The organism is Streptomyces sp. WG7 (assembly GCF_049975785.1).
Taxonomy (GTDB): Bacteria; Actinomycetota; Actinomycetes; order Streptomycetales; family Streptomycetaceae; genus Streptomyces.
The window spans coordinates 21,172-42,397 of the sequence record NZ_JBNGGE010000057.1 but is presented as its reverse complement, the minus strand read 5'-3'; the positions used below and the strand labels follow the sequence as shown (position 1 = coordinate 42,397).

The 21,226-nt window shown below is 70.5% G+C and carries 19 protein-coding genes; 7 read left to right on the top strand and 12 right to left on the bottom strand.

All coding sequences use genetic code 11. From position 1 onward, the window contains the following. Positions 1-150, top strand: a 150-nt coding sequence (locus ACP4J0_RS34005; RefSeq protein ID WP_389455262.1) for a 2-oxo acid dehydrogenase subunit E2, incomplete at its 5' end; no start/stop codon positions are given. Between the two features lie 78 nt (positions 151-228). On the opposite strand, the gene ACP4J0_RS34000 is transcribed toward ACP4J0_RS34005, so the two are convergent. Further along, entirely contained in the window at positions 229-1,164 is a 936-nt protein-coding gene (locus tag ACP4J0_RS34000; protein ID WP_426602629.1) for a BRO-N domain-containing protein, read from the bottom strand. A gap of 187 nt (positions 1,165-1,351) precedes the next feature. Next, positions 1,352-2,338, bottom strand: coding sequence for a D-alanyl-D-alanine carboxypeptidase family protein (locus tag ACP4J0_RS33995; RefSeq protein ID WP_426602627.1), 987 nt, complete (start codon positions 2,336-2,338; stop codon positions 1,352-1,354). A gap of 207 nt (positions 2,339-2,545) precedes the next feature. On the opposite strand from ACP4J0_RS33995, the gene ACP4J0_RS33990 reads away from it, so the two are divergent. After that, entirely contained in the window at positions 2,546-3,196 is a 651-nt protein-coding gene (locus ACP4J0_RS33990) for a GntR family transcriptional regulator (protein ID WP_426602625.1), read from the top strand. Beyond that, positions 3,193-4,521, top strand: a complete 1,329-nt coding sequence (locus ACP4J0_RS33985; RefSeq protein WP_426602623.1) for an MFS transporter — start codon at positions 3,193-3,195, stop codon at positions 4,519-4,521. The genes ACP4J0_RS33990 and ACP4J0_RS33985 overlap by 4 nt, the downstream gene beginning before the upstream one ends. Positions 4,522-4,643: 122 nt before the next feature. Here the strand turns inward: ACP4J0_RS33985 and ACP4J0_RS33980 are convergent, their stop codons facing one another. Next, complete coding sequence (locus ACP4J0_RS33980; protein WP_426602621.1) at positions 4,644-5,468, bottom strand: maleylpyruvate isomerase family mycothiol-dependent enzyme; 825 nt, start codon at positions 5,466-5,468, stop codon at positions 4,644-4,646. Positions 5,469-5,663: 195 nt separating this feature from the next. Between ACP4J0_RS33980 and ACP4J0_RS33975 the strand changes: the two genes are divergently transcribed. Next, a complete protein-coding gene (locus ACP4J0_RS33975; protein ID WP_426602619.1) occupies positions 5,664-6,458 on the top strand; it encodes a carbon-nitrogen family hydrolase in 795 nt (264 codons plus the stop codon). Between the two features lie 207 nt (positions 6,459-6,665). Here ACP4J0_RS33975 and ACP4J0_RS33970 read toward each other — a convergent pair whose 3' ends face one another. From ACP4J0_RS33970 to ACP4J0_RS33960, 3 genes are all read right to left on the bottom strand, one after another. After that, entirely contained in the window at positions 6,666-9,290 is a 2,625-nt protein-coding gene (locus tag ACP4J0_RS33970; protein WP_426602617.1) for a peptidoglycan recognition protein family protein, read from the bottom strand. Between the two features lie 369 nt (positions 9,291-9,659). Continuing rightward, positions 9,660-10,154, bottom strand: a complete 495-nt coding sequence (locus ACP4J0_RS33965) for an LURP-one-related/scramblase family protein (RefSeq protein WP_426602615.1) — start codon at positions 10,152-10,154, stop codon at positions 9,660-9,662. Beyond that, positions 10,151-11,155, bottom strand: a complete 1,005-nt coding sequence (locus ACP4J0_RS33960; protein ID WP_426602613.1) for a helix-turn-helix domain-containing protein — start codon at positions 11,153-11,155, stop codon at positions 10,151-10,153. The genes ACP4J0_RS33965 and ACP4J0_RS33960 overlap by 4 nt, the downstream gene beginning before the upstream one ends. A 51-nt stretch (positions 11,156-11,206) precedes the next feature. Between ACP4J0_RS33960 and ACP4J0_RS33955 the strand changes: the two genes are divergently transcribed. Next, positions 11,207-11,599 carry a cupin domain-containing protein gene (locus ACP4J0_RS33955; RefSeq protein ID WP_426602611.1) on the top strand — a complete coding sequence of 131 codons (393 nt, stop codon included), beginning with the start codon at positions 11,207-11,209 and terminating at the stop codon, positions 11,597-11,599. 385 nt (positions 11,600-11,984) lie between these two features. Here the strand turns inward: ACP4J0_RS33955 and ACP4J0_RS33950 are convergent, their stop codons facing one another. The 6 genes from ACP4J0_RS33950 to ACP4J0_RS33925 all read right to left on the bottom strand — a co-directional run bounded on the left by ACP4J0_RS33950 (position 11,985) and on the right by ACP4J0_RS33925 (position 19,385). Continuing rightward, positions 11,985-14,312 carry a hypothetical protein gene (locus ACP4J0_RS33950; protein ID WP_426602609.1) on the bottom strand — a complete coding sequence of 776 codons (2,328 nt, stop codon included), beginning with the start codon at positions 14,310-14,312 and terminating at the stop codon, positions 11,985-11,987. Positions 14,313-14,442: 130 nt separating this feature from the next. After that, entirely contained in the window at positions 14,443-15,060 is a 618-nt protein-coding gene (locus ACP4J0_RS33945) for a hypothetical protein (RefSeq protein WP_426602608.1), read from the bottom strand. Positions 15,061-15,370: 310 nt separating this feature from the next. Next, positions 15,371-15,709, bottom strand: coding sequence for a hypothetical protein (locus ACP4J0_RS33940; protein WP_426602606.1), 339 nt, complete (start codon positions 15,707-15,709; stop codon positions 15,371-15,373). 77 nt (positions 15,710-15,786) lie between these two features. After that, on the bottom strand, positions 15,787-16,038 hold the full coding sequence (locus ACP4J0_RS33935; protein ID WP_426602604.1) for a DUF6458 family protein: 252 nt from the start codon (positions 16,036-16,038) through the stop codon (positions 15,787-15,789). A 123-nt stretch (positions 16,039-16,161) separates the two neighbouring features. Continuing rightward, complete coding sequence (locus ACP4J0_RS33930; protein WP_426602602.1) at positions 16,162-17,460, bottom strand: M18 family aminopeptidase; 1,299 nt, start codon at positions 17,458-17,460, stop codon at positions 16,162-16,164. A gap of 98 nt (positions 17,461-17,558) precedes the next feature. Beyond that, positions 17,559-19,385 carry an acyl-CoA dehydrogenase gene (locus ACP4J0_RS33925; protein WP_426602600.1) on the bottom strand — a complete coding sequence of 609 codons (1,827 nt, stop codon included), beginning with the start codon at positions 19,383-19,385 and terminating at the stop codon, positions 17,559-17,561. A gap of 162 nt (positions 19,386-19,547) precedes the next feature. Here ACP4J0_RS33925 and ACP4J0_RS33920 point away from each other — a divergent pair, with 162 nt between their 5' ends. Both ACP4J0_RS33920 and ACP4J0_RS33915 read left to right on the top strand, forming a co-directional pair. Beyond that, on the top strand, positions 19,548-20,027 hold the full coding sequence (locus tag ACP4J0_RS33920; RefSeq protein WP_019324792.1) for an SseB family protein: 480 nt from the start codon (positions 19,548-19,550) through the stop codon (positions 20,025-20,027). Positions 20,028-20,161: 134 nt separating this feature from the next. Then, entirely contained in the window at positions 20,162-21,139 is a 978-nt protein-coding gene (locus tag ACP4J0_RS33915) for a pirin family protein (RefSeq protein ID WP_426602598.1), read from the top strand. Positions 21,140-21,226: the final 87 nt, after the last annotated feature.

The window sequence follows — 21,226 nt, the reverse complement described above, 5'->3', positions numbered from 1 at the left end:
GTCCACAAGGGCAAGGTCAAGCCGCGCCAGGTGACCACCCTCGCCCTCAGCTTCGACCACCGCCTCGTCGACGGCGAGCTCGGCTCCAAGGTCCTCGCCGACGTCGCCGCGATCCTGGAACAGCCGAAGCGGTTGATCACCTGGGCCTGACGGCCACGAACCGAGTAGATTCACGACGGGAGGGGCGCCACAAGTTGGAGTTGTGACGCCCCTTCCGTCGTGCCGGGCTCAGACCTGATGCAGCACGTACACCGGAGCCCCGTCCTCGGCGCCGCCCCGCGAGCGAATGCAGGCGTGCGTGCGCAGCAGCCGCAGGCATTCGTTGACCCGGCGCACGGTAAGCCCCGTGCGGGCGGCGATCGACTCCAGCGGCTCCCGCAGCTCACCCTTCTCGACGAGCACCGGGGCGATGACCAGGGCGACCGTCCACACGTCCTCCGTCACGGACAACCGCTGCCGCCAGTCGGCCAGCACCGACTCCGTGGTGGGCGCCGCGGTGGGATGGCCACTGGATGTCCGCGGACGGGGGACGAGGGTGTCGAACCGGTCGGCGATGCGTTCCATGGCTCGGGTCATGGCCTGCTGGGTGGCCAGCATCTCCCTTTGCAGGGCGATGGACGCGCGCTGCCCGTCGGCCAGTTGCTCGTCCAGCTGAAGGTTGTGCGCCTCCAGCCGGACGATCGCGTCGGCGACCTGGGCCGGCATGGCGTAGGCGAGCGGAGCACCCGGCCCGGAGGGTTGTACCTCGGCCTCGTCGAGAGAGTAGGAGCCCTCCCTCTGCACGGTCTCGATGACTTCGGCGACCCACTGCTTGAAGGGGGCGCAGGCCGGTTTGGTACAGGCGTTGACTAGGAGGATGAGACCTTGCAGATCGATGAGTTGCAAGTCTCGTCGCCAACTCCTGCCTGCGGGAATGCCGAGACAATGACTTCCAGTCACTGTCTCGAGATTGTTTCGGTGTTCCTCCGGGACGTGATCGAGAAGCGCCTTCCGGGGCGTGGTGTAGCCGAGTTCCTTGCAGACGTCCACCGCCGGGAACCAGTGGCCTCCGTCCGGCATGGTCAGCCTCCGCACCCGGGCTCCGGTCGCCGCGTACACGAAGTCGCTGACGTCGATGGCCTCCTGCCGCATGCCGGAGTTCGGTCGATTGCTGGGTTCGTTCATGTGAACCACCTCCGCCGCGGAACGTAGGGCGGAGCCACAGGCATATGCCAGCGGAGTCGAGGATGTTCACGAATGCGAGCGAAGCTGAGGGAAAGACGCCGCACCGGCCGCCGGGCGTGTGTACGGCGAGCGCCAGGAGAACGGGCCCGTCGCGGTGGCGACGGGCCCGTTCCGTGGTCGGGGCGGCTCAGTTCAGCCTGGCGAAGCCGTAGTTCATCAGCTTCGTCGCGTCCTTGGCGCGCTGCGCCGAGGACGACGAGGTGAGGACCGTGCCCACGACGGTCTTCCCCTTCCGGGTCGCGGCGAAGACCAGGCAGTACTTGGCCTCCGGACCCGAGCCGGTCTTGACGCCGATCGCGCCGCTGTAACTGCCGAGCAGCGTGTTGGTGTTGACCCAGGGCGCCATCGTGCGGGTGCCGCCCTTTCTGGTGACCGTCTTCGCCGTGTACTTCTTCGTCTTCACGATCGTGCGGAAGGTGGAGCTCTTCAGCGCGCTGCTCGCCAGCTTCGTCAGGTCGCGCGGCGTGGAGTAGTTCCCGCCGTTGCCGATGCCGTCGAACGAGTCGAAGCGGGTGTTCTTCAGGCCCAGCTTCTTCGCCTCCGCGTTCATCTTGCCGATGAACGACTTCACGCGGGCCGCACGGGTCTTCCCCGTGCCGAACCTGTCGGCGAGGGCGTACGCGGCGTCGCAGCCCGACGGCAGCATCAGCCCGTACAGCAGCTGCCGGACCGTCACCTTGTCGCCGACGATGAGGCGGGCGGAGGACGCGTTCTTCGAGACGATGTAGTCGCTGTACGCCATCTGGATCGTGACCTTGGCGTCCAGGTTCAGCTTCGGCTGGGAGAGGACGACCTTGGCGGTCATGATCTTGGTGGTGGAGCCGGTGGCGCGCCTGGTGTCCGCGGCCTTGGTGTAGAGCGACCGGCCGTTCGCGTCGTTCATCACGAAGCCGCCCTTGGCGACGATCGAGGGCGCGGCGGCGGCCCGTGCGGGCGTGGCGGCGGCGTGCGGGGGCGCGGCGGCGGCCCGTGCGGGTGCGGCGGCGGCCTGCACGGATGCGGTGGCGGCCTGCGCGGGTGCGGTGGCGAGGGCTCCGGTCGCGAGTACGGCCCCGCCGGTCAGGGCGGCGGTGACGGCTGTGCGGAGGCGGATGCCCTGAATGGCGTTTATCAAGTCGAGTACCCCGGTTTCGGTGAATTCCCCTGGCGTGCGGCCGAGTTGTGGTCGATGCGGTGCCGGCCGCGTCCGTGCGACATGTGAATAGCACGGATGGCCGCGCGGTGGCCGGGGCGGTTCACCGCGTCCCCCTGACGAGTGGCCGGACGTCCGCATGGTGGACCGGCCCCCTTCTTGCGTCCCTGTTGTATCTATCCTGTCGGCATGACCACGGCAGTGAAGCAACCCCCCGCGGCGGACCGCGTCTACACCCACGTCAAGCAGGGCGTCCTCGAGCGCCGCTACGAGGGCGGGACCCTGCTCACCGAGGGGGAACTCGCCGAGGCCGTGGGCGTCTCCCGCACACCGGTGCGCGAGGCGCTGCTCCGGCTGGAGGCCGAGGGCCTGATCCGGCTGTATCCGAAGAAGGGCGCGCTGGTCCTGCCCGTCTCCGCCCAGGAGATCGCGGACGTGGTGGAGACCCGGCTGCTGGTCGAGGAACACGCGGCGCGCAAGGCCGTACCGGCCCCGCCCGCGCTCGTGGAGCGGCTGGCGGAACTGCTCGACCGGCAGAAGGAGCAGGCCGCCGCCGGTGACTTCGCCGCCGCCTCCGTCACCGACCGCTGCTTCCACGCCGAGATCGTCCGCAGCGGCGGCAACGAGATCCTCTCCCGCCTCTACGACCAGCTCCGCGACCGCCAGCTGCGCATGGGCGTCGCCGTCATGCACTCCCACCCCGACCGGATCGCCAAGACCCTCGCCGAGCACGAGGAGATCCTCGACGCCCTGCGCTCGGGGGACGCGGAGGCGGCCGTCGGCGTGGTCCACCGGCACGTGGGCTGGTTCTCGCACCTGGCCCGGGGGGAGGTCCGATGAGTCCGGCCACGTCGGACGGGAAGGCGCTGCCCGGAGATCCTCCCCCGGAGGGGGTACCCCTGGGCGGCCGGCGCGCGATCGCCGTCTGGAGCGTCGGCGTCTCGGTCTACTTCGTCGCCGTCATCTTTCGTACGTCCCTGGGGGTGGCCGGCCTCGACGCCGCCGACCGCTTCCACGTGGGCGCTTCCGCCCTGTCCACCTTCTCCATCCTCCAGCTGCTGGTCTACGCCGGCATGCAGATACCCGTCGGTCTGCTGGTCGACCGGCTCGGCACCAAGAAGGTGCTGGGCATCGGTGTCGTCCTGTTCACGGTCGGGCAGCTGGGCTTCGCCTTCTCCCCCTCGTACGGCATGGCGCTCGCCTCGCGGGCGCTGCTCGGGTGCGGGGACGCGATGACGTTCATCAGCGTGCTGCGCCTGGGTACCCGCTGGTTCCCCGCCCGGCGCGGGCCGATGGTCGCCCAGCTCGCCGGCCTGGTCGGCATGGCGGGCAACCTGGTCTCCACCCTGGTCCTGGCCCGGCTGCTGCACGGCATCGGCTGGACGGCGGCGTTCGCGGGCAGCGCGCTGGCCGGTGTGGTCGTCTTCGTCCTGCTGCTCCTGTTCCTCAAGGACCACCCGGAGGGGCACGAGCCGGACCCGCTGCCGCACCAGGGGACCGCCTACGTACGGCGGCAGATCGCCATGTCCTGGCGGGAGCCGGGGACGCGGCTCGGGCTGTGGGTGCACTTCACCACCCAGTTCCCGGCGATGGTGTTCCTGCTGCTGTGGGGGATGCCGTTCCTGGTCGAGGCGCAGGGGCTGACCCGGGCGACGGCCGGCGGGCTGCTCACCCTCGTCGTGCTGTCCAACATGACGGTCGGCCTGGTCTACGGCCAGATCATCGCCCGGCACCACGCGGCCCGGCTGCCGCTGGCGCTCGGCACGGTGGGCGCGACGGCGCTCCTGTGGGCGGCGACGCTCGCCTACCCGGCCGACCGTGCGCCGATGTGGCTGCTCGTCGTGCTGTGCACGGTGCTCGGTGCCTGCGGGCCGGCATCGATGATCGGTTTCGACTTCGCGCGGCCGGCGAATCCGCCGGAGCGGCAGGGAACGGCGTCCGGGATCACGAACATGGGCGGGTTCGTGGCGTCGATGACCACCTTGTTCGCGGTCGGGGTGCTGCTGGACGCGACCGGGGACGACTACGCCGTCGCCTTCTCGTCGGTGTTCGTGCTGCAGGCGCTGGGTGTGACGCAGATCCTGCGGCTGCGGAAGCGGGCGGCGCGCAGGGAGCGGGAGCGGTTGGTCGCCAGCCGGGTGGAGACGGTGCACGTGCCGGTGTAGGCGCGGGCACCAGAGCGGGCACCCGGGGTCTGCCGCCCCCAGACCCCGCTTTCGGCCCGGACGGCCTCGTCCTCAGACGCCGGACGGGCTGGTCCCACTCCCCAGTGGCACTCTCCCCGGCGTCACTGGGTGACCACGAAGTTCCGCAGGATGGCCGCCGCCAGGTCCGGGTCGCCCTCCGTCTTGATGCGGTCCGCCGCCGCGTCCGGGCTCACGCGGCCGCAGGCCAGGCGGACGTAGGTCTCCCAGTCGAGGGTGAGGGTGGCGGCGGGGCCGAGGGCGGGGGCCGTCTCCAGGGTGCCGCGGCCCTGGATGTCGACGCGGATCGTGCGCAGGAACTCGACCGGGCCGTGGATGTCGAAGACGACGGCGGAACTGCGCGGCGCGTCGGCGCGTTCGGCGACGACGGCGGGCAGCGCGGCGAGCAGCACGTCACGGGCGACGTACGCGCCGGGGGAGTCCAGGTTGCCGGGACGGCCGAGGGCCGTGCGCAGGTCCTGCTCGTGCGCCCACACCTCGAAGGCGTGCCGGCGCATCGACTCCTCCAGGGTCAGCTCGGTGCCGAGCGGGCCGCGCACCTTGGTGCCGGGGTCCCGCGACTCGTTCCGCAGCTGGCGGTTGCGCCGGATGATCATGTATTCCAGCTCAGACGTCATCTCCGGCGCCGTGTGGTGGCGGCGGACGTCGACCTGCATCTCCATGTAGCGCTGGTGGTCGTTGGTGACGTGGAAGAGGTCGCGCGGGAGCGTGTGGATGGGGCGCGGGTCGCCGAGCATCTCGGAGTCCAGACCCATGACGTGGGAGACGACGTCGCGCACCGACCAGCCCGGGCAGGGGGTGCGGCGGTTCCACTCTGCCTCCACAAGCGGCTGGACCAGCTCGGTTATCGCCTCGATGGAGTGAGTCCAGGCGTCGGCGTAGGGCTGGAGGGTGGGATGCAGACTCACGGAACGGGACCCCTCGGCGGTCGGTACACGGGCGGTTGTTTCGGCGGCGGTGCCTGCGGGAGGTGGCGGCGGTCAGTGGGTGTGTCGAGACGCTAAGTTACGCTGCTGTGCGGCACCCCGGCAGTGCTTTCGTGTGACGATCGTAGGCCGTGTGGACACCCTTGGGGACGGCCCGAATGGCAGGACGGTGGTAGCGTGCGCGCCTCTTTGATCCAAATCGCCGTGAACGGGGGCGAATCCGTCGAAGCGCGCCGTCGGCGGGCGGCCTCGCTGGTACGGGAACAGGCGGGCGCCGATCTCGTCGTACTCCCGGAGCTGTGGACCACGGGCGCGTTCGCCTTCGACGAGTTCGGCGCGCAGGCCGAGCCGCTCGAGGGCCCGACGTACGAGGCGATGGCGAAGGCGGCGAGCGACGCGGGCGTGTGGCTGCACGCGGGGTCCGTCCCCGAGCGCGCCGCCGACGGACGGCTCTACAACACCTCTCTCGTCCTCTCCCCCTCCGGCGACCTGGCCGCCGCCTACCGCAAGATCCACCGGTTCGGCTTCGACAAGGGCGAGGCCGTACTGATGGGCGCGGGGCGCGAACTGGTGACGGTCCGTCTGCCCGGAACGACCCTGGGCGTGGCGACCTGCTACGACCTCCGTTTCCCCGAACTCTTCCGCGGCCTCGTCGACGCCGGTGCCGAGACGCTCGTCGTCCCGGCGGGCTGGCCGGAGCGCCGCCGGTCCCACTGGACGCTCCTGGCGCAGGCACGGGCGGTGGAGAACCAGGCGTTCGTCCTCGCCTGCGGAACGGCCGGGACACACGCCGGAGTTCCGCAGGCCGGTCACTCGATCGTGGTCGATCCCTGGGGAGAGGTGCTGGCGGAGGCCGGCGCGGACGAAGAGGTCCTCACGGTGGAGTTCGACCCGGCGAAGGTGGCGCGGACCCGGGAGCAGTTCCCGGCCCTGAAGGACCGGGTGCTGGGGCTGGAGACGCCTCGGCGGTAGACCCGCCGGCGCGGACCCGGTGAGCGGCCCGCGCAGCCCCGTTGTCCCCGTGGACCCCGTGGACCCCGTCGGCACCGCCGTGAGCGGCCCGTCCGCCCGGCCGCGGATACGCGGGTGCGCCGGCGCCCCGTACGACGACGACGGCTCCCAAGGCCGGATGCCGGCCTTGGGAGCCGTCGTGACGCACCGCTCGGAATCAGGCGGGACTCACTTGGTGAAGTAGCCGGTGATGTCGGCGATCAGGTCGACCGAGCCCCACTGGTTGTAGAACGTCACGTTGCCGTTGACGACCGGGACGACCACGAGGTTCGGGATGGTCTGGCCGGCGGTGAAGTTCAGGTTGGACGCGGAGGTGCGGGTGGTGCCGTCCGGGTAGACCGAGACGTAGGAGGACGAGGTCGGGTTGGTGGCGGTCACGTTGAGGACCACCGCCGTGACGCCCTCGGCCGGGACGCCCTGGACGCCGGCGACGGGCAGCGTCACCGTGCCCTGGGGGCCGACGGCCGCCTTCGGCACGCCGATGCCGTAGCGGGTGTCCATCAGCCGCTTCGGACCGATGTTGATGTGCGAGGCACCCTCGGTCCCCGAGGTGAAGTAGCCGGTGATGTCGGCGATCAGGTCGACCGTGCCGGCGTGGTTGTAGAAGTTCACCTTGCCGTTGACGACGGGGACGACCACGAGGTTCGGGATGGTCTGGCCGGCGGTGAAGTTCAGGTTGGACGCGGAGGTGCGGGTGGTGCCGTCCGGGTAGACCGAGACGTAGGAGGACGAGGTCGGGTTGGTGGCGGTCACGTTGAGGACCACCGCCGTGACGCCCTCGGCCGGGACGCCCTGGACGCCGGCGACGGGCAGCGTCACCGTGCCCCGCGGGCCGACGGCCGCCTTGGCCACGCCGATGCCGTAGCGGGTGTCCATCAGCCGCTTCGGACCGATGTTGACGTGGGTCGAGCCGTCGGTGCCCGTCGTGTAGTAGCCCGTGACGTCGGCGATCAGGTCGACCGTGCCCGCGTGGTTGTAGAACCGCACCTTGCCGTCGATGACCGGGACGACCACGAGGTTCGGGATGGTCCGGCCGGCGGTGAAGTTCAGGTTCGACGCGGACGTGCGCTCGGTGCCGTTCGGGTAGACCGACACGTAACTCGTCGAGGTCGGGTTGGTCGCGGTGACGTTCAGGACGACCGCGCCGACGCCGGTGGACGGGACGACGCCGTTGCCGGTGACCTGCAGGACCACCTCGTCACCGGAGCCGACCTTGGCCTTCGCCACGCCCAGGCCGGACCGGGTGTCCATCAGGCGGGTCGGGGTGACCGGCTTGAAGGTCTTCGGGCCGGGCACGGTGACCGTGACCGGAGCGGACGTCGTCACCTTGCCCGAGGTGTGCGTGGCGCGGACGGCGACCGTGTGGGCGCCGTACCCCTCGATCGTGACGGACGACGTGCGGATGTGGCCCCAGCTCCAGCCGACGGCCTGGCCGTCGACCAGCACCTCGAACTTGTGGATCAGGCCGTTCTGGGTGGACGTGGTCCAGTTGACCGAGGCCTGGCCGGGCGTCTGGTAGCCGCTGCCCGCCTTGGTCGCCTCACCGCTCAGCGACGTGACGGCGAGTCCCGCCACGGTGCCGCTCGCGTAGCCGCGGATGGTGGGCAGCTGCGGGTACAGCATGGTGCCGGGGCACTCGGTGTTGTAGCCGTTGCGGTGCCCGGAGACGGCGTCGAAGGTGTAGTCCTGACCGGCGGTGAAGGACGTACGGAAGTAGTTCGTCTGCGTGGCGCCCGCGGTCAGCGTGGCCTTGCCGGCGGGGTTGACGCCGTACTGGCCGAGCTTGTACGCGATCACCCGCGACGCCGAGACCAGGGCCGCGTCGGGCGCGGTCCGCTGCGTGTAGTTGCCGATGAAGGCGACGCTCGTCGACTGGGAGTTCCAGCCGTAGGTGTGGGCTCCCATCACCGGCTGGTCGATGCCGCCCTGACGGCCCTCGAAGATCTTGCCGCACTTGTCGACGAGGAAGTTGTACCCGAGGTCGCGCCAGCCGTTGGTCTTCACGTGGTAGACGTGGATCGCCCGGACCACCGCGGCGGACTCCGAGCAGTCGTACTCCGCGTCCGTCGTGTGGTGCACGAAGGCGGCACGAATCTTGCCGTCCGGCAGGTAGATGGGGCCCTCGTCGTTCAGGCTCTCGTCCGCGCCCCAGTCGGCGCGGGAGACGATGGCCGGCTGCGGCGCCGAGGACGCCGGGCCGGGCGTCGTGGGCGGCACGTCCTGCGCGAAGGCGGCGGGCTCGGCGTTCAGGGTCCCGGAGGCGCCGTCCGCCTCGGTGGTGCCCGGGTCGACCAGGTCGAGGCGCAGACCGGCCGGCAGGGTGCCGTTGGCGGCGCCGTCACTGATGCGGACTTCGGCGCCGTCGGAGGCCTCGACCCAGATCGGCTCGGTGGAACCGCGCGCGCCCGCGCGACGGCCGTCGAGCAGCGCCGGGTAGGGCTCGAGGTCCTTCCACTCGGTCCACTCACCCGTCTCGGCGTTCCTGGCCCGCGCCTGGATGGTTCCCTCGACCGTCGCCGTGGGGTCCGTCCAGGAGACACCCAGGAGGGCGAAGCGCTCGGTGTCCCGCCGGGACAGCGCGGCCTCTCCCCGGCCCTTGTCGGCGAGCGCCAGCCTGTGCACCTCGCTCTTGACGGGCGCGGACTCCTGCCCGGCGGCGCTGTACACGCTCGGCTGGTGCGCCGTCTCGTTCCCGGTCCCGACCGCGGCACCGCCCGCGACGCTCTGCAGACTCAGGACCGCGGCGACACCGAGGGCGGAACCCACGGCCGTACGGCGTACTCGACGTCTCAATCTCAAGTTGTCCCCACCCCTGTATGAACATGACACGAACGATCGACCGCATGGTACTGACCCGCGCGGGAACGCCATGTGCCGGGGCGTGCGGAGTGCCGTCCGCGACGCCGAGACCGCCGGGGACCCGGGTGCCGCGCGGGCCGCGTACGCGTGCCGCGGGCGCCTTGCCGGCGGGGCGCCTCACCGAGTGGAGCCGTACCTTCCGGACGTCGGGTCCGTACCTTCCCGGCGCCGGGTCCGTACCGTCCGGGCGCCGTCCCGGCGCCGGAGCCCTACGCTCCGGACGCCGTACCGGCGGGGTGCCGCGGCCACGGCCACGGCACCGCCCCCCGGCCCCGCCCCCGGCCGCCTCGTCGCGCACCGCCGTCAGTCGTCCCCCCGCTCCTTCTCCGCCAGGTGGATCACACACACCGTCAGCGCGATCAGCAGCGCCGGGTCCGCGTCGTCCCGGACGACGTCGACGCCGTAGGTGCCCCGGAGGGTCAGCCACCGCCGGGAGACGACGGCCAGCAGCTCACCGTCGTACTCGATGGCGAACTCCCGGTCGAGGATCTTGCCGCTGACGTCCAGCTCGGTGCCGTCGGCCAGGGAGACCAGGTAGTGGTTGCGCAGCAGCGACAGCCGCTTCCGCCTGAGCCGCGCCAGGGGCTCGCCGCCCCGCTCGATCACCATCGTGTCGCGCAGGGTGAACATCTTCTGGTGGATGTCGATGAGCACGTTCCCCTGGGTGTCCTTCAGCTCCCAGGTGTCCCGCAGCCGCATCGCCTTGCCGTCGACGAGGTACGCCTTGTTGCCGCGGTCGTCCTCGATCCAGTAGTCGTCACCGATGCCGAGGAGCCGGTCGTACACGAGGAATCTCATGACGTGATCGCTTCCCCCGCGCCCGGGCCGAAACGCCGTCGGTAGGCCGACGGGCTGAGCCCCGTCTCGCGCCGCAGCCGCGCCCGCAGGTTCGCGGCGGTCCCCAGCCCACTCCGCGCCGCCACCACGTCCAGCCGCCCCTCCCCGCGCTCTATCAGCCGCCGGGCGAGGGTCACGCGCTCGGCCGTCAGCCAGGCGAGCGGCGTCGTCCCCAGCTGCGCCCGGAACCGCCGGTGCAGGGTCGCCGGTGACACCGCCGCGCGCTCCGCGAGGTCCGGCACGGTCAGGGGCTCGCCCAGCCGCTCCTGCGCCCACTCCAGCAGGGGCGCGAGCGACTCGTCGGGCACGTGCGGCACCGGCCGCTCCACGAACTGCCGCTGCCCGCCGTCCCGGTGCGTGGCGAACACCAGCCGCCGGGAGACGGCGTTGGCGGTCTCGGCGCCGTGGTCCTTGCGCCAGATGTGCAGCCCGAGGTCGAGCGCCGCCGCGCTCCCCGCGGCGGTGAGGATGTCGCCCTCGTCCACGAACAGCACGTCCGGCTCCAGCAGCACCCTCGGGTGCAGTCGGCGGAAGGAGTCCGCCCAGAGCCAGTGGGTGGCGGCCCGCCGCCCGTCCAGCAGCCCGGCCTCGGCGAGCGCGAAGCTGCCGGTGCAGAGGCTGACGACGCGTGCGCCCCGCGCGTGCGCGCGCCGGATGGCGTCCAGGACGGCCGGGCCGCGCGGTACGACGTTGTCCGGCCGGCCGGGGACGACGAGTGTGTCGGCCCCGTCGGCGATGTCCAGCCCGGGTACGCCGGCGAGCGTGAAGAACCCGTGGTTCATCCGGATTGCGGGGGCCGGACCGCACAGCGACACCTCGTACAGCGGCTCGGCCGGCCCCAGCTCGGGCCGCGGCAGCCCGAACAGCTCGGTGGCACAGCCCACTTCGAACGGGTTGGTGCCTTCGTCGACGATCACGGCGACCCGGTGGGGTCGCGGTGGCTGAGAGGATCCTTGCGGCATGTGCGGTTTCTAGCACTCGTCCGCCGGGTGCGGCACCCGCACGATGACGTCATGTCACAGGAACCCGTCTCCCTCCCCTCCGCCCTCGCGTCCTTCACCGAGCAGTGGAGCCCCCGCATCGTCACCGCCGTCAACGACTACGACGTCCGTATCGCCAAGGCCGAGGGCGAGCACGTCTGGCACGTGCACGACCACACCGACGAGTTCTTCCTGGTCCTCGACGGCGAACTCCACATCGCCCTGCGCGAACCCGACGGGGAGCGCACGGTCGTCCTGCCCAAGGGCTCGGTCTTCACCGTCCCGCGCGGCACGGAACACAAGCCGTACGCTCCCGTCCCCACCGAGATCCTGCTCCTCGAACCGACGGGGACGTCCACCGTGGGCGACCGGCACGACGAGGTGCCCGCCCACGTGGACGCGACGACGGGGCACGCGCTGAACTGAGGGGCGGCGCCGGGCGTCCCCCTTGACGCTCGAGCGCGTCCCGCTCGCCGCGACCTCTCATGTAGGGGGGCAAAGGCTCATATAAGGGGCAAAGTTTCAGGCCCGCCCCCACAGCTCCTCGCCGCGAGCGCCCGGCCGCCGCTCGTGGTCATCGACCCGGCGGGCCCGCGCCGTCCAGCACAATCTGGAGGCGGAGTACGTGGCGCGGGGCACGCTGCGGCGCGGCGACGGGCCGTACGTCGCGCCGCAGCCTGAGCCGGACACCCCGCACCGCACCGACGAGGCATCGCTGCTGGCTTCCGGGAACTTCGGGCCGGCTGCCCCCGTCCGGCGGGCATGGACGAGGTGGCGGACGGAAGCCCTGAGGGAAGAAGCCTGCCGGGGTCTAGACCCCCGCTTCCTCCATCTCCTCGATGGGCTGATCCGTGTCCTCCTCGGTGCTCTGCTCCGCGTCGGTGGAACCGGCTGCCTGCGCCTTCCGGCGCAGGTTCTCCACGTCCGTCTGCAGGCTGATGAGCTGGTCGAGCAGGATGTCGAGGGTGTGCTGCGGGATGACGGGAGTGTGGTTGCCGACTTGGGGTTCGAGTAGCAACAGCTGGTCCAGGGCGTCTCTGGCCGCGGTCACGTTCGCCTTCAGGTTCTGCCGTTGGCCGGCGGCGCGCTGGCTGGCCGACCCTGAGGAGGGGGCCGCCGGGCCGTCGGCGCTCTCCGCGTCATTCTCCGTTCCGGCATCCTGGGTTTCTCGGGCGGTGCCCGCCTCGGTCGGTGTGGTGCTCTCGGTGCCCTGCGCGCCTGCCCCAGGGCGCGGCGCGGGGAACAGCCCCGTCTGGGGAGGGTGCGCCTTGCGGGCACGGTCGGGGTTCGAGGCCCACACGACGTCCCACTGCGACAGCAGCTGCGGTACGCCGTCGTCGTCGCGCGCGGTCCGGTCCTGCTGGGTGAGGTCGACCCGGAAGTGTGCGTACCCCCCGCTCGCTGCGGCGCCGGCCTGCTGCTTCCGGGTCAACTGCCGCATCGTGACCGCGTTCTCGGGCAGCGTGTCGCCGCGGAACCGCTCGGCCGCCAGAGCCAGCGTCCACAACCCCACCTCGTTGTTCTGCCGGGACAGGTCCTCGATGACCTGGTTGACGTCCGCCCGGAACGGTACGCCGCCCTTGTCCTTGGCCGCCATCAGCGCCGATCCGACGTTGCGGGTCAGGAGCTTGTCGGCGATCAGGGCCACCCCGCCGGCCACGGCCAGGGTGCAGCGGGCGTGCGTGTCCCCGGCCATCGCGGGTGCCACGAGGGCGGTGAAATCGTCCGTGGGCCGCGGGTCCCACTCCTGGAGGACGTCGGTGGTGAGGACGCCCCCGTTGTTCCAGGCGTTGCGGGCCTGCTTCGTGACGTGCTTCTTGTGCGCACGCCAGGGCAGGTCGATCAGGGGGCCGAGCAGTTCCGAGAAACCCTTCAGCCCCATGCGCTTGCCGCCCTTGATGGCCTTGGCCTGGTCCTTGAGCAGGTCCAGGAGCTCAGGGCGGGTCAGGGCGTGCACCAGGTAAACGGCACGCCACAGCGCCGTGCCGGGGGGTGATACGGCGTCGCCGAAGACGCGGGGCAGGTCCTCGGACGGGATGCGGCCCACTGCCAGTCCGTAGACGGTCTGGAGGTCGTCCTTGGGAACCAGCGAGTCGCCGAGCTGGATCACCCGCTTCAGGGCGCGGGTGGCGACCTCCACGTTCTGCGCCGCCGTGTCCCACTGCTTGAACTCGACGTGTACCGAGGCCAGTACGGACCGGACCGCGTCGTCGAAGACATCCTCGGCGGCGAGCAGATGTCCGGGGTGCCCTTCCGCGCTGACGGCGATCTGGGCCGGGACGACACAGGTCTGCGCGATCTGGGCGGCGCGCGGTCCCGGTTCCGGCCCGGCGATCTCCCGGTCGAACTCCTCGGTGATCCGTCGCCTCCACTTCTGCCTTCCGGCGGCCAGCCGCCGCCCGAGGGGATCACCGCCGGACGCGGCGGGGGTCTTGCCGAACAGTGACTCGACTGCGAGGCCGGCGACCTCCGCGGCGTCCGCGTCAGGTCCCGCGAGGACTTCCCAGGCGCTCGCGAGCCGGGTGATGCCGTCTCGCACCACGAGGGCGTGGAAGGACTCCGTGCCGTCCTCGAACGAGATTTCGACCGGGTGGGTGATCAGGTTCCGGGTGATCTTCCGGGCCAGGACCGAGGGCCCGTAGCTGTTGAGCGACAGGGTCCCGTGGAGCGTCTGCCAGACGTGGTCCCGCAGGTGGTCGAGGTCCTGGTACCGGCACCGGACGCTGGCGCAGGGGCGGCCGTCGGTCGTGGTGATCCCCTGTACCTGGGGGTCGGGGATCTCCATGACCTCCATCCCGGTACGGGGCTGGATGCCGGGCAGCAGTTCGCTCAGGTGGACCCGGGTGACGATCGAGCGCAGTGTCGCGCCGTCGACGTTCTCGGCCATGAGCAGCCCGTTGGGTTCCGAGGCGGTGGGCCGCAACTGCACGGCCACCGCCTCGGGGCTGGTCGTGGCGCGGCCGACGGCCTCCCAGGCCGCGTCGGGCAGCAGCGCGACAGGATTGGCCCTGCCCGCGTCGAGGACCTCGGCGAGACCGGCGTCGGATCCGGGAGGCGGCAGTCGCGGCTCGACATTCGACACCACTACGGAATCGGAGCCCCACTGCACGGTGAGGGAGCGGGGGGCGTTGTGGGACATGGCGACGTCCTCTCGGACGGATCGGATGGGGCGATCGGATCGGACGGATCGAGCGGACCGAGCGGGTCCGAGTACGGAGTGGACGGAAGAGGCCGGACGAGGCGCGCGGAGCCGAGGCCCGCGCGCCGTGTCACAGGTCGAAGGGGAACCCGGCGCCGGGAAGCAGTTCGGGCAGCCACTCCCAGAGGAAGCGGCGGTTGTGCTGTCGGGCGAGGGACTGGTAGGCGCAGTAGGCGACGAATTCCGCCGCCTCCAGGAGGCTTTCCGTCCCGGCCGCCGCGTGGGGCGGGCCGTCGGAGAGGTGGGGCGCCGCGAGCGGGGGCTCGGTGGCGAGGTCGTACCACGAGGCGGCGGCGGTGTTCGCACGAACGACGGCAAGCCCTGATGCGGAGGCCGGGGTGTTCCGCGCGAGCTGTCTGAGCAGGGCGTCCGTGGGCCCAGACGTACCGGGGGCGCGGACCCGGGCGGTGCCGACGGTGGTGCCGGGCAGTGAGGCGATGGCCGTGAGTCCCCGCCGGAGGACGTGCCGGTGCCCCCATTGCTCGGCCTTGCTGGGACCCCTCCTCGCCGAGGAGGGGCGCGGCCTGCCCTGACCGGCCGCGAGCTTTCTGGCGCGGAGGGTGTCACCGCGCCGGATATTCAGCGCGGGGTCGGCGTGGAGCGCCTCGCGGAACTCGGACCAGACCGCGACGGCGGACTTGGACTGCACGGCAGTGCTGTCGATGCGCAGCCATCCGGCCACGGACATGTCGCGGTCTCCCGAGAAGACGCAGACATGGACACACCGGGGATGTGTATTCGCACGGATGGGCGGTTCGGGCGATAGATCGTCTCCGCCGCCGGCGGCGGGGCCGGCGAGATGATCCGCGATGGCGTTCATGGTTGACTCCATGCCACAACAAGTGAACTGATGGAGCGTCCGCTGCAACGGCGGTGCTCGCGCGTTGCAGGCGCCTTCGCTTCGCGCAGTCCTGAATCTAGCGCCGGTGAAAAGCTGTACTCATGCGATTAACGGGTTCTGACCGGTCTTTGTTCCGTAACGACCGATCATTGGTCATTCACGTCAGAAGCGTTCTGACTTCCGGATAGTTGTCGAAAAGAAAAGACAGCCGGTTCTCGCCGAGTTTGTCGAGCATGGCCAGCGACGTGGCGAGGGCCACGGTCTGGCCCAGTGGACTGTCCTTCTCGATCACGAACACGTACTCGTTCTCCGAAGTCGGCAGCCGTCTGGGCAGGGTGAGCAAACCCAGTCGCTCGAACTCCTGTGAGATGTCCGCGCACAGTTCAGCGCTCAGACGCTGGCGATCCGGCGCTGCGTACCTCTTGATGAAGCGCATCGATAAGCGCTTGATGCCGTGGTCCACTTCGACGGCGTGCGCGATAACGGTGAAATCCATAAGTGTGGACTCTACTGAGTTAATAACTCAGTAGAGTCCACCTTGCGTGGAGAACTGCACGGGTAAATGTGTTCGGATCACGAGCCGTAGCCGTTGCTGTACCCGTCCCGGGTGTGGTGGTGGGGCCGGTCCTCGACGACCGGGGTGGTCGGCGGCATCACGACGCGGCGGCGCCGGGCGATGCTGCTGAACGTCGCGACACCGATCAGGCCGACGATCATGAAGATGACGCCGACCAGGTCGAGGTTGACGCCCTGCATGTCCCAGTCGGTCGCGAACGTGAGGATGGCTCCCACGGCGATGAGGATGATGCACCCGCCGAGGCCCATGAGTGTTGCCTCCCTGTAGAGCCGGTCGGTTCCGGTTTTCCGGCCGATCCGGTTCCGCTCGGGTACCCCCGGCCGGAACACCCATGCGGCGCACGGGCGTTCCGGCCGGAGCGGGCTCGGGGCTCAGCCCTCCAGGAACGCCACCAGCGCGTTCGCCAGCAGGTGCGGGTCGTCGGCGCCGCACAACTCCCGGGCGCTGTGCATCGAGAGGATGGCCGCGCCGATGTCGACGGTGCTGATGCCGTGCCGGGCCGCGGTGATCGGGCCGATGGTCGTGCCGCACGGCATGGAGTTGTTGGAGACGAAGGTCTGGTAGGGGACGTTCGCCTTCTCGCAGGCGGCGGCGAACACCGCGCGGCCCGAACCGTCCGTGGCGTAACGGTTGTTGACGTTGACCTTGAGAATGGGACCGGCGTTGACGCGCGGCTGGTGCGTCGGGTCGTGCCGTTCCGCGTAGTTGGGGTGGACGGCGTGGCCGGTGTCGGAGGACAGGCAGACCGTGCCGGCGAAGGCGCGCGCCCGGTCCTCGTACGAGCCGCCGCGCGCGAAGACCGAGCGCTCCAGCACGCTGCCGAGGAGCGGGCCGTCCGCGCCCGTGTCCGACTGGGAGCCGGTCTCCTCGTGGTCGAAGGCGGCCAGGACCGGGACGTACGGGAGGTCCGCGCCGGAGGTCGCGACCGCGGCCAGGGCGGCCACCCCGGCGTGCACGGACAGGAGGTTGTCCATGCGGGGACCGGCCACCAGGTCCTTGTCGCGGCCCAGGTACGCCGGGGGCTCCACGGAGTGGGTCATCAGGTCCCAGCCGGTGACCTCGCCGCGGGTGAGCCCCGCCTCGTCCTCCAGGAAGGCGATCAGGTCGCCGTCGCGGACGGTGTCGCCGAGGCCCCAGACGGGCTGGAGGTGGCGCTGCTTGTCGAGCTTGAGGCCCTCCGCGGACACGTTGCGGTCCATGTGGATGGCGAGTTGCGGGACGCGGAGCAGCGGGCGGTCGATGTTGACCAGGCGGGTGGTGCCGTCGCGCAGGGTGAGACGGCCGGCCAGGCCCAGGTCGCGGTCGAGCCAGGAGTTCATCAGGGGGCCGCCGTAGATCTCCACGGCGACCTGGCGCCAGCCGTGCGCCCCGCTGTCCGGGCGGGGCTTCACGCGCAGGTTGGGGGAGTCGGTGTGCGCGCCGACGATGCGGAAGGGGGTGTGCGGTGCGGCGCCCTCGGGGACGTACCAGGCCACGATCGCACCGCCGCGCAGCACGTACTTGCCGCCGCTCGTCCCTTCCCAGGCGTCCGTCTCCGCGACCTGCCGGAAGCCCGCCTTCTCCAGTCGCTCGGCGGCGGCCGCCACGGCGTGGTACGGCGTGGGGCCGGCCGCGAGGAAGGACATGAGGTCGTCGGTGTGGCCGCGGTCGAAGCGGGTGGGTGCGCTCATGGGGTTTACCTTAACGACGCGCGAGGGCCCGCTTCCGGTAGACCGGGAGCGGGCCCTCGTGAGGGTGTGAGGGGAGTGTGGAGACCGGGCCCGGTGGGCTAGAAGGCCGCCTCGTCCAGCTCCATCAGGTCCAGCTCGACGCCCTGGGCGACCTTGCGGGCCAGGGTGAGGCCGGGCAGGACGTTCGCGGCGAAGAACTTCGCGGCGGCGATCTTGCCGGTGTAGAAGGCCTTGTCCTTGGCGGAGGCCGTCGGCAGCTTCTCGGCGGCGATGGCGGCGCCCTTGAGGAGCAGGTAGCCGACGATCACGTCACCGGAGGCCATGAGGAGGCGGGTGGTGTTGAGGCCGACCTTGTAGATGTTCTTGACGTCCTGCTCGGTGGCGGCGAGGTCGGTGAGCATGACGCCGACGATGGCCTCCAGCTCGACGGCGGCCTTGGCCAGGTGCTCGCGGGCACCGGACAGTTCCTCGCCGCCGGTGCCGAGGGCGAGGAACTTCTTGATGTCCTCGGCGAGCGAGTTCAGCGCGGCGCCCTGGTTGCGGACGATCTTCCGGAAGAAGTAGTCCTGGCCCTGGATCGCCGTGGTGCCCTCGTACAGGGTGTCGATCTTGGCGTCGCGGATGTACTGCTCGATCGGGTACTCCTGGAGGAACCCGGAGCCGCCGAAGGTCTGCAGCGACTGGGCGAGCTGCTCGTAGGCCTTCTCCGAGCCGTAGCCCTTGACGATCGGCAGGAGCAGGTCGTTGAGGGCGTGCTCGGTGGCGGCGTCCTCGCCGTTCGCCTCCTTGATCTGGATCTCGTCCTGGACGGAGGCGGTGTACATGACGAGGGCGCGCATGCCCTCGGCGTACGCCTTCTGCGTCATGAGGGAGCGGCGGACGTCCGGGTGGTGCGTGATGGTGACCTTGGGGGCCGACTTGTCCATGAAGTTGGCCAGGTCGGGACCCTGGACGCGCTCCTTCGCGTACTCCAGGGCGTTGAGGTAGCCCGTGGAGAGGGTGGAGATCGCCTTCGTGCCGACCATCATGCGGGCGAACTCGATGATGCGGAACATCTGGCGGATGCCGTCGTGCTTGTCGCCGATCAGCCAGCCCTTGGCGGGGTGGCGGTCGCCGAAGGTCATCTCGCAGGTGTTGGAGGCCTTCAGGCCCATCTTGTGCTCGACGTTGGTGGCGTAGACGCCGTTGCGCTCGCCCAGCTCGCCGGTCTCGAAGTCGAACTCGTACTTCGGGACGAGGAAGAGGGACAGGCCCTTGGTGCCGGGGCCGGCGCCCTCGGGGCGGGCGAGGACGTAGTGGAGGATGTTCTCCGACATGTCGTGCTCGCCGGACGTGATGAAGCGCTTGACGCCCTCGATGTGCCAGGAGCCGTCCTCCTGCTGGACCGCCTTGGTGCGGCCGGCGCCGACGTCCGAGCCGGCGTCCGGCTCGGTGAGGACCATGGTGGAGCCCCACTGCTTCTCCACGGCGAAGGACGCGATGTGCTTCTGCACCTCGTTGCCCTCCTCGAAGAGGATGCCGGCGAACGCGGGGCCGGAGGAGTACATCCACACGGCCGGGTTGGCGCCGAGGATCAGCTCCGCGTACGCCCAGATGAGGGAGCGCGGGGAGGTGGTGCCGCCGATCTCCTCGGGCAGGCCCAGGCGCCAGTACTCGGAGTCCATGAAGGCCTGGTAGCTCTTCTTGAAGGACGCCGGGACCGGCGCGGTGTTGGTCTCCGGGTCGAAGACCGGCGGGTTGCGGTCGGCGTCGGCGAAGGACTCGGCCAGCTCGTTCTCCGAGAGGCGGGTCAGCTCCTCCAGGACGCTCTTGGCGGTGTCCGTGTCCATCTCCGCGAACGGGCCGGTGCCGTAGACCTTGTCGCGGCCGAGCACCTCGAAGAGGTTGAACTCGATGTCCCGGAGATTCGGCTTGTAGTGCCCCATGGCGACGGCTCCGTTGAGAGATCGGCGAGGCACGTACTCCTCGCATCTGTACACATACCAACTACACGTACCGAGTAGTAGCTCCGATGATGCTACCCGCCGGTAATAAGAAGCAACCCCGAGCGGGGCATCTGTGACTCGTCACTCGCTACTCTTTGCGGCATGTACGGCTACGACCAGACCGCGGGCCAACAGCAGCAGCAGTACGCCCCGCCGCAGCAGCCGATGTCCGGCGGGATGTCCGGTGGGTACGGGCAGCAGCCGCCGCTGTACCCCGAGCCGTCCCCGCCCTCGCTCGCGGACGCGGTGCGGGCCTTCACCACGGGTCAGATGTCCGCCGAGGACTTCCAGCAGATCTTCGCCACCTCGAAGGTCTACTGCCCGCGTGGCGACAACCCCGGCTTCCTCGCGCTGCACAACACCCAGCAGCCGGTGATCCCGATGTTCACCGGGCTCAAGGAGCTGCGCCGGTACGCGGGCAAGGAGTCCAAGTACTTCGTGATCACCGGCGCGGAGGTGATCGACCTGCTGCCGACCGGCTACGGCTTCGTCCTGGACATGGAGGGCGAGCACCGGATGGTGTTCGACGCCAAGGCTGTCGAACAGATGGTCGATTTTGCGATGCGCCGCATGTATGGCTAGTGCCGGTGGTGGCGCGGCCGGCGTCGCCGCGTCCCGCTCGTGAGCCCGGAGGGAATGCCCTCCGGGCTTTCTTCGTTTGAGTGGCAAGAAGTTCAACGCTCAACTAAAGTGGGCGTACCCGAGGAGGTACCGACATGCCTGCAGTGACCGTCGAGAACCCGTTGACGCTGCCCCGCGTATCCGCACCCGCCGACGCCGTCGCACGTCCCGTGCTCACCGTCACGACCGCGCCCGGCGGTTTCGAGGGCGAGGGCTTCCCGGTGCGCCGGGCGTTCGCGGGGATCAACTACCGCCATCTCGACCCGTTCATCATGATGGACCAGATGGGTGAGGTGGAGTACGCGCCCGGGGAGCCCAAGGGCACCCCCTGGCACCCGCACCGCGGCTTCGAGACCGTCACCTACATCATCGACGGGATCTTCGACCACCAGGACTCCAACGGCGGTGGCGGCACCATCACCAACGGTGACACCCAGTGGATGACGGCCGGTTCGGGTCTGCTGCACATAGAGGCTCCGCCGGAGCAGCTGGTCATGTCCGGCGGTCTCTTCCACGGGCTCCAGCTGTGGGTGAACCTCCCGGCCCGGGACAAGATGATGGCCCCGCGCTACCAGGACATCCGCAGCGGCTCCGTCCAGCTGCTCACCTCCCCCGACGGCGGTGCGCTGCTGCGCGTCATCGCCGGCGAACTGGACGGCCACGAGGGCCCCGGCATCACGCACACGCCGATCACGATGGTCCACGCGACGCTGGCGCCCGGTGCGGAGGTCACCCTGCCCTGGCGGGAGGACTTCAACGGACTGGCGTACGTCATGGCCGGGCGCGGGTCGGTGGGCGCCGAGCGGCGTCCGGTCCACCTGGGGCAGACGGCGGTCTTCGGCGCCGGAGGCTCGCTGACCGTCCGCGCGGACGAGAAGCAGGACTCCCACACGCCGGACCTGGAGGTCGTGCTGCTCGGCGGGCAGCCGATCCGGGAGCCGATGGCGCACTACGGGCCGTTCGTCATGAACACCCGGGAAGAGCTCCAGCAGGCGTTCGAGGACTTCCAGAAGGGCCGGCTGGGCACCGTCCCGGCGGTGCACGGCATGTCGGCGGCGGGCCCGGACGCCTGACGCTCACACCTCATGCCTCACGCCTCATGCCTGACGCGCTCCCGCGCTGACAGCGCGTCACGCTGACGTCGTGTCACCCGGGCGGGC